Origin of the sequence: Halomonas sp. PGE1 (assembly GCF_013000985.1) — a bacterium.
Taxonomy (GTDB): Bacteria; Pseudomonadota; Gammaproteobacteria; order Pseudomonadales; family Halomonadaceae; genus Halomonas; species Halomonas alkalicola.
The window spans coordinates 1,007,819-1,020,878 of the sequence record NZ_CP053032.1; the positions used below are offsets into that span (position 1 = coordinate 1,007,819).

Annotated in this window: 13 protein-coding genes, 1 tRNA gene and 1 pseudogene; 6 read left to right on the plus strand and 9 right to left on the minus strand. The window is 67.2% G+C overall.

Translation table 11 applies throughout. The annotated features are described in order from the left end of the window. Positions 1-2: 2 nt before the first annotated feature. A pseudogene (locus HIR79_RS04820) lies at positions 3-1,710 on the plus strand (potassium/proton antiporter). A 92-nt stretch (positions 1,711-1,802) separates the two neighbouring features. Here HIR79_RS04820 and secF read toward each other — a convergent pair. The 5 genes from secF to queA form a co-directional block, all read right to left on the minus strand. After that, on the minus strand, positions 1,803-2,729 hold the full coding sequence (gene secF / locus HIR79_RS04825) for a protein translocase subunit SecF (protein ID WP_169957470.1): 927 nt from the start codon (positions 2,727-2,729) through the stop codon (positions 1,803-1,805). Positions 2,730-2,738: 9 nt separating this feature from the next. Beyond that, positions 2,739-4,589 carry a protein translocase subunit SecD gene (secD, locus tag HIR79_RS04830; protein WP_169957471.1) on the minus strand — a complete coding sequence of 617 codons (1,851 nt, stop codon included), beginning with the start codon at positions 4,587-4,589 and terminating at the stop codon, positions 2,739-2,741. A gap of 153 nt (positions 4,590-4,742) precedes the next feature. Further along, a complete protein-coding gene (gene yajC / locus HIR79_RS04835; RefSeq protein WP_119022049.1) occupies positions 4,743-5,075 on the minus strand; it encodes a preprotein translocase subunit YajC in 333 nt (110 codons plus the stop codon). 138 nt (positions 5,076-5,213) lie between these two features. Beyond that, a complete protein-coding gene (gene tgt / locus HIR79_RS04840; protein WP_211621025.1) occupies positions 5,214-6,332 on the minus strand; it encodes a tRNA guanosine(34) transglycosylase Tgt in 1,119 nt (372 codons plus the stop codon). A 10-nt stretch (positions 6,333-6,342) separates the two neighbouring features. Further along, positions 6,343-7,398 carry a tRNA preQ1(34) S-adenosylmethionine ribosyltransferase-isomerase QueA gene (queA, locus tag HIR79_RS04845; protein WP_169957473.1) on the minus strand — a complete coding sequence of 352 codons (1,056 nt, stop codon included), beginning with the start codon at positions 7,396-7,398 and terminating at the stop codon, positions 6,343-6,345. A gap of 128 nt (positions 7,399-7,526) precedes the next feature. On the opposite strand from queA, the gene HIR79_RS04850 reads away from it, so the two are divergent. From HIR79_RS04850 to HIR79_RS04860, 3 genes are all read left to right on the plus strand, one after another. Further along, positions 7,527-7,613, plus strand: a tRNA-Leu gene (locus tag HIR79_RS04850). A 161-nt stretch (positions 7,614-7,774) separates the two neighbouring features. Next, a complete protein-coding gene (gene yghU, locus HIR79_RS04855) occupies positions 7,775-8,647 on the plus strand; it encodes a glutathione-dependent disulfide-bond oxidoreductase (protein WP_169957474.1) in 873 nt (290 codons plus the stop codon). 126 nt (positions 8,648-8,773) lie between these two features. Then, positions 8,774-9,418 carry an alternative oxidase gene (locus HIR79_RS04860; protein ID WP_169957475.1) on the plus strand — a complete coding sequence of 215 codons (645 nt, stop codon included), beginning with the start codon at positions 8,774-8,776 and terminating at the stop codon, positions 9,416-9,418. 22 nt (positions 9,419-9,440) lie between these two features. Here the strand turns inward: HIR79_RS04860 and HIR79_RS04865 are convergent, their stop codons facing one another. The 3 genes from HIR79_RS04865 to HIR79_RS04875 form a co-directional block, all read right to left on the minus strand. Next, positions 9,441-9,824 carry a septal ring lytic transglycosylase RlpA family protein gene (locus HIR79_RS04865; protein WP_169957476.1) on the minus strand — a complete coding sequence of 128 codons (384 nt, stop codon included), beginning with the start codon at positions 9,822-9,824 and terminating at the stop codon, positions 9,441-9,443. 200 nt (positions 9,825-10,024) lie between these two features. After that, a complete protein-coding gene (locus HIR79_RS04870; RefSeq protein ID WP_169957477.1) occupies positions 10,025-10,912 on the minus strand; it encodes a S66 peptidase family protein in 888 nt (295 codons plus the stop codon). 226 nt (positions 10,913-11,138) lie between these two features. Then, entirely contained in the window at positions 11,139-11,459 is a 321-nt protein-coding gene (locus HIR79_RS04875) for a hypothetical protein (RefSeq protein WP_119023650.1), read from the minus strand. 146 nt (positions 11,460-11,605) lie between these two features. On the opposite strand from HIR79_RS04875, the gene HIR79_RS04880 reads away from it, so the two are divergent. Further along, complete coding sequence (locus tag HIR79_RS04880; RefSeq protein ID WP_169957478.1) at positions 11,606-11,998, plus strand: HIT family protein; 393 nt, start codon at positions 11,606-11,608, stop codon at positions 11,996-11,998. Positions 11,999-12,035: 37 nt separating this feature from the next. Next, on the plus strand, positions 12,036-12,662 hold the full coding sequence (locus HIR79_RS04885; protein ID WP_249322307.1) for a transglycosylase SLT domain-containing protein: 627 nt from the start codon (positions 12,036-12,038) through the stop codon (positions 12,660-12,662). A 12-nt stretch (positions 12,663-12,674) separates the two neighbouring features. On the opposite strand, the gene HIR79_RS04890 is transcribed toward HIR79_RS04885, so the two are convergent. Beyond that, a complete protein-coding gene (locus HIR79_RS04890; protein WP_169957479.1) occupies positions 12,675-13,007 on the minus strand; it encodes a hypothetical protein in 333 nt (110 codons plus the stop codon). Positions 13,008-13,060 lie beyond the last annotated feature (53 nt).

Sequence of the window (13,060 nt, forward strand, 5' to 3'; positions counted from 1 at the left end):
CGATGGACTCCATCAATACCTTGTTCCTCCTCTCCGGGCTTCTTCTTGCCCTCAGTATCATGGCCAGCCGGCTTTCACGCCTGTTCGGTCTACCACTATTGGTGCTCTTTCTGGGACTCGGCATGCTGGCCGGAGAGCAGGGCATTCTGGGCATACGTTTCGACGACTACCCCTTGGCATTCACGATCACTCATCTTGCGCTGGCCCTGATCCTGCTCGACGGCGGCCTGCGCACGCGGCTGACTACCTTCCGCGCCGCTTTCAAACCGGCGATGGCCCTGGCCTCCGTCGGCGTCTTCGTGACGGCCGGTATCACCGGGCTGATCGCCATGTGGATCTTCGATCTTAGCCTGATTGAAGGGCTGTTGATCGGCGCTATCGTGGGCTCCACCGATGCGGCGGCGGTGTTCTCGATGCTAAGTGGCAGGGGCGTCAATCTCAATGAGCGGGTAGGGGCGACCCTGGAGATCGAGTCGGGCACTAACGATCCCATGGCGATTTTTCTCACCATCATGCTGATCGAGCTGTTGGTAGGGGATATCGGTGGCATCGTCGAGACCGCGCTTTTCTTCGTCCAGCAGTTTGGTTTGGGGATCGTGATCGGCGTCGGTGGCGGTTGGCTGGTCGCCAGGCTCATGCGCTGGGTCGACCTCGAGCCTGGGCTCTACTCGCTGCTTGCGCTGGCGCTGGGCTTCTGTGTATTTGGCATCACCAGTGTTCTTGGCGGTAGCGGTTTTTTAGCGATCTATCTGACAGGGCTGATGATTGGCAACCAGCCGGGAAAGCACCTGAATTATATTCTGCCCGTCAATGACGGTCTGGCGTGGCTGAGCCAGATCGGCCTGTTCCTGGTGCTGGGGCTGCTGGTCAATCCTAGCGAGCTGCTGGAGTTCGCGCTGCCGGCCGCGCTGCTGGGGCTGGCGCTGATCTTCGTGGCCCGGCCCCTGGCCGTGGTGCTGACCGTCAAGCCGTTCTTCAAGTTTCGTTGGCACGAAATCGGCTTCATCTCCTGGGTGGGCCTGCGCGGTGCGGTGCCTATCGTGCTGGCGATCTTCCCCGTGATCGGCGGCGTCGAGAACGCCTCGCTCTACTTCAACGCCGCCTTTGCCGTGGTGCTGATGTCGCTGCTCATCCAGGGTGGCACCATCCCCTTGATGGCGCGCTGGATGAAGGTGGAGGTGCCGCCGGGGGTAGAGCCTGATCAGCGTGGATTGCTGGGTGTGCTGCCTGAGAACGACTACGAGATGTTCGTCTACCGGGTCGAGAATGAGACACTGGACGACGTGCCCATTCGTATGCTGCGTTTCCCCTCGGGGGCGCTCATTTCTGCCCTGTTTCGCGAGGGGAGCATGCTGCACCCCAAGGGCAGCACGCGGCTGCAACTGGGTGACGTGGTGTGCGTGATCGGCCGGGAGCATGACCTGCCTGCCCTCAACAAGCTCTTCAGCGGCGAGCAGCGGCTCAAGCGGAGCGAGGAGTTCTTCGGTCCCTTCACGATTGATGCCGACGCCACAATGGAGGAGATTGCCAAGGCCTATGGGCTCGCTATCACGCCCGGCGAGGGGGAAATGACGCTGGGGGACTTCATCTCCCAGCGGGTGGGGGGGGCACCCGGTAGTGGGCGACGACGTAAGCTGGCACGGCATCCACTGGGTCGTCAGAGAGGTAGAGGGCGATAAAATCAAGAGCGTTGGGGTAAGGTTTTATTGATTCCCGCCGCCGGGTCGGCGGAATAACAAACCGCCCCCGCAGCTTGTGCGGGGGCGGTTTCAGGTTTCATTGGGCTGCGATCCAGCCAGCTGTCAGGGCAGCTCCTCCTCGGCCTCGGCGTCCTCTTTCTTGGCGGGAATCAGGTCCTCGCGCTGCAGCTTCACGGCGATCAGCAGGGCCGCGGCCACGTAGATGGAGGAGAAGGTCCCCACCACCACGCCGATGATCAGGGCGATCGAGAAGTGGTGGATCATGTCCCCGCCCAGCAGCAGCAGCGCCATCAGCACCAGCAGGGTGGTACCGGACGTCGCCAGGGTGCGCGACAGGGTCATGTTGATCGCTTCGTTGAAGATCGCCGGCATGTCGTCGATGCGCGACTTGCGGATCGTCTCGCGGATGCGGTCGTAGACCACGATGGTGTCGTTGAGCGAGTAGCCGATCACCGCCAGCAGCGCCGCCAGCACGGTGAGATCGAAGTCGAACTGGAACAGCGAGAAGATGCCGACCACGATGATCACGTCGTGCATCAGCGCCAGCAGGGCGCCGATGGCGAACTTGTACTGGAAGCGGACGGCCACGTAGAGCATCACCACCCCCATCGCCACGAGCAGCCCGAGGCCGGCCTGGTCGCGCAGCTGCTCGCCCACCTGGGCGCCGACGAACTCGGCGCGCACCAGCTCGACGCTGTCGCCGCCGGAGCGCAGCAGCTCTACCACTCGCTCGCCCACCTCGGCATCGAAGGCCTGCTGTAGGCGGATCAGCACCTCGGTGGAGGCGCCGAAGGTCTGCACCGAGACGTCGCGGAACTCGGCGGCCTCCAGGGTCTGGCGCACGGCCTCAAGCGAAGGCGCCACGGCGTAGCGCACCTCCACCAGGGTGCCGCCGGTGAAGTCCAGCCCCAGGTTGAGCTGCTGGAACAGCAGCGAGGCGATCGACGCCAGGATCAGCAGGCCGGAGATCGCGAAGGCGATCCGGCGCTGGCCCATGAAGTCGAACTGTCGATTGATCAGGGTTTTCATGAGCACCTCTTAGATCCAGAGCTTCTTGACCGGCTTGCCGCCGTAGATGAGGTTCACCATGGCGCGGGTCACCGCCAAGGCGGTGAACAGCGAGGTGATGATCCCCAGCGACAGGGTCACCGCGAAGCCCTTGACCGGGCCGGTGCCGATCGAGAACAGGATCACCGCTACCAGCAGGGTGGTGATATTGGCATCGACGATGGAGGTGAAGGCGCGCTCGTAGCCGGCATGGATCGCCTGCTGGACCGAGAGCCCGCCGCGCAGCTCCTCGCGTATGCGTTCGAAGATCAGCACGTTGGCGTCCACCGCCATCCCCAGGGTCAGCACGATGCCGGCGATGCCGGGCAGGGTGAGGGTGGCGCCGAGCAGCGACATGGCCGCCATCAGCAGGGTCAGGTTCAGCGCCAGTGCGACGTTGGCGATGATGCCGAACACCTTGTAGCGGATCAGCATGAAGAGCACTACCAGCAGCAGGCCGATCTGCACCGACATCACGCCGCGCTTGATGTTCTCGGCGCCAAGGCTCGGGCCGATGGTGCGCTCCTGCACGAAGTAGATCGGTGCGGCGAGCGAACCGGAGCGCAGCAGCAGGGCGAGCTCGGCGGCCTCGGTGGGCGAGTCGAGCCCGGTGATGCGGAAGCTGTTGCCCAGCGCGCTCTGGATGGTGGCCAGACTGATCAGGCCGCGCTCGGTGTAGGGCTCGCGGACGATCACCTCCTCGCCATCGACGACCTCCACGCGGTCGCGGGTCTTGTGCTCGATGAAGAGCACCGCCATGTTGCGGCCGATGTTGGTGCGGGTGGCGCGGTTCATCAGGGTGCCGCCGGTGCCGTCCAGGTTGATGTTGACCTGGGGGCGACCGTTCTCGTCGAAGCTGCGGCTGGCGCTGGAGACGCTGTCGCCGGTGATGATGACGTCGCGCATCAGGTCGGCGGTGCGGGATTCGTCGTTGCGGAACGCGAAGGTCTCGGTCTCGGCGTCCGGGGTGTCCGGGCGCGCCTCGAGGCGGAACTCCAGGTTGGCGGTGGCGCCCACCACCCGCTTGGCGGCCACGGTGTCCTGTACGCCGGGCAGCTCCACCACGATGCGGTCGGGGCCCTGGCGCTGCACCATGGGCTCGGCCACGCCCAGCTCGTCGACCCGGTTGCGCAGGGTGGTGAGGTTCTGGTTGACCGCGTAGTCCTGGATCTCGTTGACCGCCTGGTCGGTGAGGGTCATGGCCAGTGCCGCGCCGCGGCCGTCGCCCACGTTCTGGTAGTCGAAGTCGCGGAACTCACGGCTGATCAGGCGGCGGGCCGCGTCGCGGTCCTCCTCGGTGGTGAAGGTCAGCGTGAGGGTGCGTCCCTCGATCTCGGTGCCGCGATAGCGGATGCGCTCGCTGCGCAGCTGCTCGCGCATGGCGCTGGCGTTGACCTCGAGGCGCTGGGTCACGGCGGCGTCCATGTCCACTTCCAGCAGGAAGTGCACGCCGCCACGCAGGTCGAGGCCCAGGGTCATGGGAGAGGCGGAGAGCGCCTGCAGCCAGGCGGGGGTGGATTCGGCGAGGTTCAGTGCCACCACGAAGTCGTCGTCGAGCATGGCGGCGATGCGGTCGCGGGCCTGGAGCTGCTCGTCGGCGTCGGCGAGGCGGATCAGTACGCTGCTGGCGTCGCGCTCGACGGCCTTGATGGTGATGCCGGCGTCACTCAGGGCGCGCTGGACGCGCTCCAGCTCGCCGTCGTCGATGGTGGTGTCGCCGCTGGCGCTGCTGATCTGCACTGCCGGGTCTTCGGGGTAGAGATTGGGCAGCGAGTAGATAAGGCCGGCGGCGAGGACGATCAGTATCAGCAGATACTTCCATAGTGGGTAACGGTTGAGCATGCGAGCCCTGCCCTCAGGTTGCTGACAACGTTTTCTGACAACGTGCGTTGCGGACGTTAGGAGGATGACGTCTAGAACGTCATGATCGCCGCGGGGGTGCCGCGGCGATCAGAAGCGGCCCCACCGCGAGGGGCGGGGCCGGAAGGACACGGCTCAGATGGCCTTGATGGTGCCCTTGGGCAGCACCGCGGCCACGGCGTTCTTCTGCACGTTGATCTGGGTGCCTTCGGCGATCTCCATGGTCAGGAATTCGCTGTCGTCGCTCACCTTGGTGATGCGGCCCAGCACGCCACCGCCGATGACGATCTCGTCACCCTTGGAGAGGCTGCCGATCAGCTGCTTGTGCTGCTTGGCGCGCTTGGCCTGGGGGCGCCACAGCAGGAAGTAGAAGATCAGCACGAAGCCGAGCAGCATGACGATCTGGGCCATGCCGCTGCCGGCAGCGGCATCCTGGGCGTAGGCCGGAGCGATGAAGAAATCCAGCATGGGTGGGTGTCTCCTGGTTGGTATGAAAAGTTGGTATGAACAGTTGGTATGAAAGGTCGAGATGGGTAAGGGGTGCTGCCCGCCTGGGCGCGGCAGTCTCGTCCGGTGTCGGCCGCCAGGGGCCGGCACCGGACGTTATCAATTCGGGGCGGGAGGCACCGGCAGGCCGCGCCGTGCGTAGAAGCCTTCCACGAAGTTGGCCAATGTACCCGCTTCGATGGCACCGCGCAAACCGGCCATCAGGCGCTGGTAATGGCGCAGATTGTGGATGGTGTTGAGCATCGAGCCGAGCATCTCGCCGCAGCGGTCCAGGTGGTGGAGGTAGGCCCGGGAGAAGTGCTGGCAGGTGTAGCAGTCGCACTCGTCGTCCAGCGGCCGGGTGTCGTGACGATGCTTGGCGTTACGGATCTTCACCGTGCCCTCGGCGGTGAACAGGTGGCCGTTCCTGGCGTTGCGGGTCGGCATCACGCAGTCGAACATGTCGACCCCGCGGCGCACCCCTTCCACCAGATCCTCGGGCTTGCCGACGCCCATCAGGTAGCGGGGCTTCTCCTCCGGCATCCAGGTGGGCAGGTAGTCCAGGGTCCGGATCATCTCCTCCTTGGGCTCGCCCACCGAGAGGCCGCCGATGGCCAGGCCGTCGAAGCCGATGTCGAGCAGGCCCTTGAGCGACTGCTCGCGCAGCCCGGGGTACATGCCACCCTGGATGATGCCGAACAGCGCCGAGGGGGAGTCGCCGTGGGCGTCCCGGGAGCGCTGCGCCCAGCGCAGCGAGCGCTCCATGGAGAGGCGCGCCTCCTTCTCGGTGGCCGGGTAGGGGGTGCACTCGTCGAAGATCATCACCACGTCGGAGCCCAGCGAGCGCTGCACCGCCATGGACTCCTCGGGCCCCATGAATACCTTGGCGCCGTCCACCGGCGAGCGGAAGTGCACCCCCTGCTCGGTGATCTTGCGCATGGCGCCGAGCGAGAAGACCTGGAAGCCGCCAGAGTCGGTGAGGATCGGCTTGTGCCACTGGGCGAAGTCGTGCAGGTCGCCGTGGGCCTCGATCACCTCCATCCCCGGGCGCAGCCAGAGGTGGAAGGTGTTGCCAAGGATGATCTCGGCGCCGATCTCCTCCACCGACACCGGGGTCATGCCCTTGACGGTGCCGTAGGTGCCCACCGGCATGAAGGCGGGGGTCTCCACCGTGCCGCGGGGAAAGGTGAGGCGGCCGCGGCGCGCCCGGCCATCACTGGCCAGGCGCTCGAAGGTCATGAAGCATTCGTTACGCATGAGGGGTCTCGGCGCTCTTGCGGGTTAGAAACATCGCGTCGCCATAGCTGAAGAAGGCGTAGCGTTCGGCCACCGCCTCGCGGTAGGCCGCCATGGTGGTGTCGAAGCCGGCAAACGAGGAAACCAGCATCAGCAGGGTGGACTCCGGCAGGTGGAAGTTGGTGATCAGGGCGTCCACGCAGCGCCACTCGTAGCCCGGGTAGATGAAGATGTCGGTCTCGCCGCGGTAGGGGGCGATCTCGCCGGTGGCACTCTTCATGCAGGCGCTCTCCAGGCAGCGCACGCTGGTGGTGCCCACGGCGATCACCCGGCGCCCGGCGGCGCGGGCCGCCTGCACCTTGGCGCAGGTCTCCTCGTCCACCTCCAGCCATTCGCTGTGCATGACGTGCTCGCGGATATCGTCCACGCGCACCGGCTGGAAGGTACCGGCGCCCACGTGCAGGGTGACGAAGGCGCGCTCCACGCCCTTCTCGGCAAGTCGCCCGAGCAGCGGCTCATCGAAGTGCAGTCCCGCGGTTGGGGCGGCCACGGCGCCGGCGCGGCGGGCGTAGACGGTCTGGTAGCGCTCGCGGTCGGCGCTCTCGTCGGCGCGGTCGATATAGGGCGGCAGCGGCATATGGCCGTGCGCCTCGAGGAGCGCGATCAGCGGCGTCTCGCCGAGGAAGCGCAGCTCGAAGAGGGCATCGCGGCGCCCCTCCACCACGGCGTGGATATCGCCCTCGAAGATCAGCTCGGTGCCGGGCTTGGGCGACTTGCTCGAGCGCAGGTGGGCCAGGCCGCGGTGGGCGTCCAGCGGGCGCTCCAGCAGCATCTCCACCTTGCCGCCGCTGGCCTTGTGGCCGTGCAGCCGCGCCGGGATCACCCGGGTGTCGTTGAACACCAGCAGGTCGCCGGGCTCGAGCAGCTCGAGCAGGTCGGGGAAACGGTGATGGGCCAGCTTGCCGCTCTCGCCGTCGACGCACAGCAGGCGACAGTCGCTGCGCTGCTCGGAGGGGTAGCGGGCAATCAGCTCGTCGGGGAGCTCGAAGTGGAAGTCGGCGCGCTGCATGGGAGGTGTCGGGATCCGGTGTCTTGGCAAGCCGCCTAGGATACCGGCTCCATGGGGTGAAGTCAGGGGGGGGAAGTCAGGACCCAGATTGACCTGCTGAAGGGCCCACGTATAATGCGTCACGCGTTGCCGGCGTGGCGAAATTGGTAGACGCAGGAGATTCAAAATCTCCCGGGGGCAACCTCTTGCCGGTTCGAGTCCGGCCGCCGGTACCAGCGTGACGCTTCTCCAGGTCAGCCTTCCAGAACAGCCGCCTTCGGGCGGCTGTTCGCGTTGGTGCGGGCCCCTCCCGTTGGCGAAGCCCCCGGGCTCGCGGTGCCGGGCGCGGCGGGGTATCGTGAGTGGCACATACCATGTCCCTGCTAATGGAGTCAGCATGAGCGATCACGCCTACGTTCCGCCCCGGGTATGGAAGTGGGAGCAGCCCAGCGGCGGCAAGTTCGCCAGCATCAACCGCCCCATCGCCGGGCCCACCCACGACAAGGCGCTGCCGGTGGGCAAGCACCCGCTGCAGCTCTACTCCATGGGCACGCCCAACGGGGTCAAGGTCACGGTAATGCTGGAGGAGCTGCTGGCGCTGGGCCATGCCGGCGCCGAGTACGACGCTTGGCTGATCCGCATCGGCGATGGCGACCAGTTCGGCAGCGGCTTCGTGGCGGTCAACCCCAACTCCAAGATCCCGGCGCTGATGGACCACACCGTCGACCCGCCCCGGCGGGTATTCGAGTCCGGGTCGATCCTGCTCTACCTGGCCGAGAAGTTCGGCGAATTCCTGCCGGACGCCCCTGCCGAGCGCACCGAGACCCTCAGCTGGCTGTTCTGGCAGATGGGCAGCGCTCCCTACCTGGGCGGCGGCTTCGGCCACTTCTACGCCTATGCCCCGGAGAAGTTCGAGTACCCCATCAACCGCTTCGCCATGGAGGCCAAGCGCCAGCTCGATGTGCTGGACCGTCGCCTGGCAGAGAGCCGCTACCTGGGGGGCGACGCCTACAGCATCGCCGATATCGCCACCTGGCCCTGGTATGGGCAGCTGGCGCTGGGGCGACTCTACGATGCCGGGGAGTTCCTGCAGGTGCAGGAGTATCGGCACCTGCGGCGCTGGGCCGAGGAGATCGACGCCCGGCCAGCGGTACGGCGCGGGCGCATGGTGAATCGCACCTTCGGGGAGCCCTCGGAACAGCTCCACGAGCGCCATGACGCCGGCGACTTCGCGACGCGCACCCAGGACCGGCTCGAGCCCGGGAGCTGAGGGTGGCAAGCAGCGTGGCGTGCTGCCCCACGCCGCGGTGAAGGGAACCGTCTGGCAGGACGGCAGTCTGTGAGGGAGCCCCGGTCATCGGGGCCGCCCTGCCAACGAAGCCAAGGAGAGTGCTTGATGAGTTCCAGTGACGCGTCCTCGCCGTCTGAAACACCCCTTCGCCGCCACCACCGCCCCAGAGGGCTCTCCGACCGGTTCGCCTACCGGCTGGTGCGCTTCATGCGTTTCTTCGCCGACCTGTTCTTCGCCGGACGCTATGGCCACCGCGCCGTGGTGCTGGAGACGGTGGCGGCGGTGCCGGGGATGGTCGGTGGCACCCTGCAGCACCTGCGCTCCCTGCGGCGCCTGAAGGATGACGACGGCTGGATTCGGACCCTGCTGGACGAGGCCGAGAACGAGCGCATGCACCTGATGACCTTCATCGAGGTGGCGCAGCCCACCCGGCTGGAGCGGGCTCTGATCGTGCTGGCCCAGGGGGTGTTCTACAACCTCTTCTTTCTGCTCTACCTGTGTTCCAGCAGGACGGCCCACCGGGTGGTGGGCTATCTCGAGGAGGAGGCGGTGATCAGCTACACCGAGTATCTCGAGGGCATCGATAGCGGCAAGTACGAGAATATTCCGGCGCCGCAGATCGCCATCGACTACTGGAAGCTGCCGGCCGATGCGCGCCTTCGCGAGGTGGTCGCGGCGGTGAGGGCCGACGAGGCCGACCATCGCGACGTCAATCACGATTTTGCCGACCAGATCGCCGGCGGTCGCTGAGCGCCGGGCGGTGGCGTCTGCCTCAGTTGATGGCGGTGATGATGACCGGTGCCACGCCGCGATGGAGCATGCCGAGCTCGCGGGCGGCGCGCTTGGAAAGGTCGATGACACGCCCCTTCACGAAGGGGCCGCGGTCGTTGATCACCACCGTGACCTCGCGGCCGGTGTCGGGCCGGGTCACGACGACTTCGGTGCCGAAGGGCAGGTCGGGGTGGGCGGCGGTCAGCTGGTTCTGGTCGAACCGCTCACCGCTGGCGGTGGCCCGCCCCTGGAACTTGTCGTGATAGAAGGAGGCGTAGCCTTCCTGGATATCGGGCTCGGCCTCATGGGCCATGGCCGCCTGGGTACCGAGGGTCAATGCGCCTGTCAGGCAGCAGGCGAGTAACAGTCTCGATCGGGTTCCCATCTGGTTTCCTCAGGGTCTCTCGTGGTGCGGGTCGCGTATGCTGCGATGCAGCGAGTTGCCATAAGGGCGATCAAATAGTAGCCGCCTTTTCCAGGGGCGGCAAGCAGCGTTTCGAAGATCGGCGAAGATCGATGCAAGATGGCGACAATTGTGTAACTGCTTTGTTGGCGCACCCTCTACGCTGCGGTGCAGCACCAAGGCTAGCCCGCCACGCTAAGGCGCCCCTCCTCGAGAACCCCCGTTGCGCCATAGCGCCAGGGGCGGTTGTGCAGGCCGTGGCCCACCGGCAGGCCGTGGTAGAACGGTAGCCCAAGGGGGGCCAGGGTCTCGGCGACGATCGCCTCGAGCGGCGTCTCGTCATAGGGGCGGCACCCTTCGAAGGTCCCCAGGCAGACGGCGCCGGCCTCATCCAGGGCGCCGGCCTGCACCAGTTGCCAGAGGGCGCGCTCCAGCCGGTAGTAGGGCTCGCCCACGTCCTCGAGGATCACCAGGGCGCCGGGCGGCGCGCGGAAGGCCAGCGGGGTGCCGGCGAGGCTGGCCAGGGTGATGAGGTTGCCGCCCACCAGCGGGCCTTCCCGCCGTGATGGGGCGTCGTGCCAGGCGGTGAGCGGGTAGTCGAGGGAGGCGCTGCCGCGGATCAGGGCGAGGGTCTCCTCGAACTGGCGCCGAACGACGGTGCGCTCATCCGCGGATCCATCGAGCAGGGCGCCTGCGGCCTTGACCACCGGAGCGTGGATCGCCGGCAGCCCGTGCAAGTGGCACTGGTGGAGCAGGGCGGTGAGGTCGGAGTAGCCGACCAGCGGCTTGGGCCGGCCGGCCAGCCGCGCCCAGTCGATTCCCGCTGCCAGCTGGGCGCAGCCGAAGCCGCCGCGCACCGCCCACACCGCCTGGGTGTCGGGGTCGGCATAGGCGGCGTGGAGCTGCGCAAGGCGCCACTCCCGATCGCCCGCCAGGTAGCGGGTCCGCCGCTGCAGCGGGGCCGGCCGGCGCACGGTCACCCCGAGGGACTCGAGTCCGCGCACGCCCCGCTCGATGTCGTCATCGGGGGTGAAGGAGGAAGGGGCAATCAGGCTGATGGCAAGCGGCATGGCGACACGTTCCGGTGGCGAGCGAAGGACCAAGGATGGCATGCCGCGTCACCGGGTGCATCTCGCCGGGCCCCCTCGCGGGGCGTATCCACGCCGGACGTATCCACGCCGGACGTATCCACGCCGGACGTATCCACGTCGGGCAGATCCGGCAGGCCGCAATGAAGACGCCCCATCCGGAGTCCGAATGGGGCGTGGGGATGGCACGCGGCTGCGACGGCGCGTGTCAGTGCCGGGGGCTTTCCTCTTCCTCCGCGAACAGCTCGGCCTTGGCGTCGCGCATGACGTCCTCACAGGCGGCCTGCTGGGCGAGCTGGGTGAGCAGGCTCTGGGTCACGGCGAAGCCCTTGCCCAGGCAGGTGTTGATCTCGTCCTCGCTCACCGCGGGTGTGACGTCGCAGTCGATCTTCAATGTCCTGCCGCCGCCGTCCAGCCGGTCGGCAAACTCGCGCAGCTGCCAGGCGATCCTCTCCTTCCAGCTGGCTGATTCTTCCGCGCCTTCGTTTACGCTAAACGTGCACCGCCATTCAGGTTTGTAGACCTTCATGTGAACCTCCGTGCTGGCTTGGAATGAATGATCGATCGTGTATTCTGCTCCGTACTGAGGGTGTTGCGCCTTCAGCATACCGGTTTCGTGCCGCCGCTGCAGTCCGCGCGTGTCGGCATGTCGTCCCCACTGCCAGGAGAGTGCCGATGGCGAGCATCTTCACCCGTATCATGCAGGGAGAGATCCCGGGCCACTTCGTCCACGAGGACGAGCAATGCGTGGTTATCATGACCATCCAGCCGATGAAGCCCGGCCATGTGCTGGTGATCCCCCGCGAGGAGGTCGACCACTGGGATGACCTGCCCGAGGCGCTCTACGTGCATCTGATGGGCGTCTCCCGGCGAGTCGCCAAGGCGATCAAGCGCGCCTTCCCCTGTCGGCGGGTCGGCATGCTGGTGGTGGGCCTCGAGGTGCCCCACGTGCATATCCACCTGACCCCGCTCGACGAGATGAGCGATATCCAGGTGGTCGACCTGCCCATGGCCGATCCGGCCGACCTGGCGGCGGCCGCCGACAAGCTGCGTGCGGCCCTTGGCTAGCAGCCTGCCGGGCAGGCGCGAGGGGCGGTGGCGTCGCCTGCTGCGCACCGGCCTGGCGGCAGGCGCGCTAGGCCTGCTCGGTGGCTGTGCGGCCCTGGCGCCGTCGCCGCCGGCGGACCAGAGCAACGTCTGCGAGATCTTCCGCGAACAGCCGCGCTGGTACGACTACGCCCGGGAGTCCGAGGCGCGCTGGGGGACCCCCATCGCCACCCAGATGGCCTTCATCCAGCAGGAGTCCTCGTTCCAGAGCCATGTGCGCCCGCCGCGCCAGCGCTACCTGGGCTTCATCCCGGGGCCGCGCCCCTCCTCGGCGCGGGGCTATGCCCAGGCCCTGGACCCGGTATGGGGGGAGTATCGCGACGAGGCCGGCGGCACCCTGGCCCGGCGCAGCCACATGAAGCATGCCACCGACTTCATCGGCTGGTACAACGCGCGCAGCCAGCGGCAGGCCGGTATCTCGCTGAACAACCCCGAGCACCTCTACCTGGCCTATCACGAGGGGGCCGGTGGCTATCAGCGCGGCACCTGGCGCGGCAAGCCCGCGGTGCAGCGGGCGGCCGGCCAGGTGGCGAGCCGGGCCAGCCGCTACCAGGGGCAGCTGGCCAGCTGCGAGGCGGAGTTCCAGTGCCGGCGCTTCTATCAGGTCGGGCCCTTCTGCCGCTGAGCCCGCGCGGGATCAGGTGATCTCCTTCCAGCCCTCGTGGGCGCAGCTGCCGCAGCGGTAGAGGGCTTCAAAGCCGCCATAGTCGCTCTCGCGGATGGTGCCCCGCTGGAAACGGTAGCTACGCAGCGAGCAGACCGGGCAGCGCTCCACCTCGTCGCGGGGTGCCCTGGGTGGCGGCCCCGCGGGCCTTGGCGCCGGGGGCGACGCCTCGAGCAGCCCCTCGAGGTCGCCGGTCAGGGTCTGTGCCAGGCGGCTGGCATGCTCGCGGTGCTCGGCGGCGGCCAGGCCGGCCAGCTCGTCAATCCTGGCCTTGAGGTCGGCCAGCCGTGCGGTGATGTCGGCCATCGCGCGTCTCCTGCGGGGGCGGTGGGGGCTCTCCTGAGCATAACCTCCCGACG

Bases quoted from the DNA above. Each gene is read 5' to 3' on its own strand.
- secF (WP_169957470.1), bottom strand. From the start codon at position 2,729: ATGAAAACCCTGATCAATCGACAGTTCGACTTCATGGGCCAGCGCCGG.
- secD (WP_169957471.1), bottom strand. From the start codon at position 4,589: ATGCTCAACCGTTACCCACTATGGAAGTATCTGCTGATACTGATCGTC.
- yajC (WP_119022049.1), bottom strand. From the start codon at position 5,075: ATGCTGGATTTCTTCATCGCTCCGGCCTACGCCCAGGATGCCGCTGCC.
- tgt (WP_211621025.1), bottom strand. From the start codon at position 6,332: ATGACCTTCGAGCGCCTGGCCAGTGATGGCCGGGCGCGCCGCGGCCGC.
- queA (WP_169957473.1), bottom strand. From the start codon at position 7,398: ATGCAGCGCGCCGACTTCCACTTCGAGCTCCCCGACGAGCTGATTGCC.
- yghU (WP_169957474.1), top strand. From the start codon at position 7,775: ATGAGCGATCACGCCTACGTTCCGCCCCGGGTATGGAAGTGGGAGCAG.
- HIR79_RS04860 (WP_169957475.1), top strand. From the start codon at position 8,774: ATGAGTTCCAGTGACGCGTCCTCGCCGTCTGAAACACCCCTTCGCCGC.
- HIR79_RS04865 (WP_169957476.1), bottom strand. From the start codon at position 9,824: ATGGGAACCCGATCGAGACTGTTACTCGCCTGCTGCCTGACAGGCGCA.
- HIR79_RS04870 (WP_169957477.1), bottom strand. From the start codon at position 10,912: ATGCCGCTTGCCATCAGCCTGATTGCCCCTTCCTCCTTCACCCCCGAT.
- HIR79_RS04875 (WP_119023650.1), bottom strand. From the start codon at position 11,459: ATGAAGGTCTACAAACCTGAATGGCGGTGCACGTTTAGCGTAAACGAA.
- HIR79_RS04880 (WP_169957478.1), top strand. From the start codon at position 11,606: ATGGCGAGCATCTTCACCCGTATCATGCAGGGAGAGATCCCGGGCCAC.
- HIR79_RS04890 (WP_169957479.1), bottom strand. From the start codon at position 13,007: ATGGCCGACATCACCGCACGGCTGGCCGACCTCAAGGCCAGGATTGAC.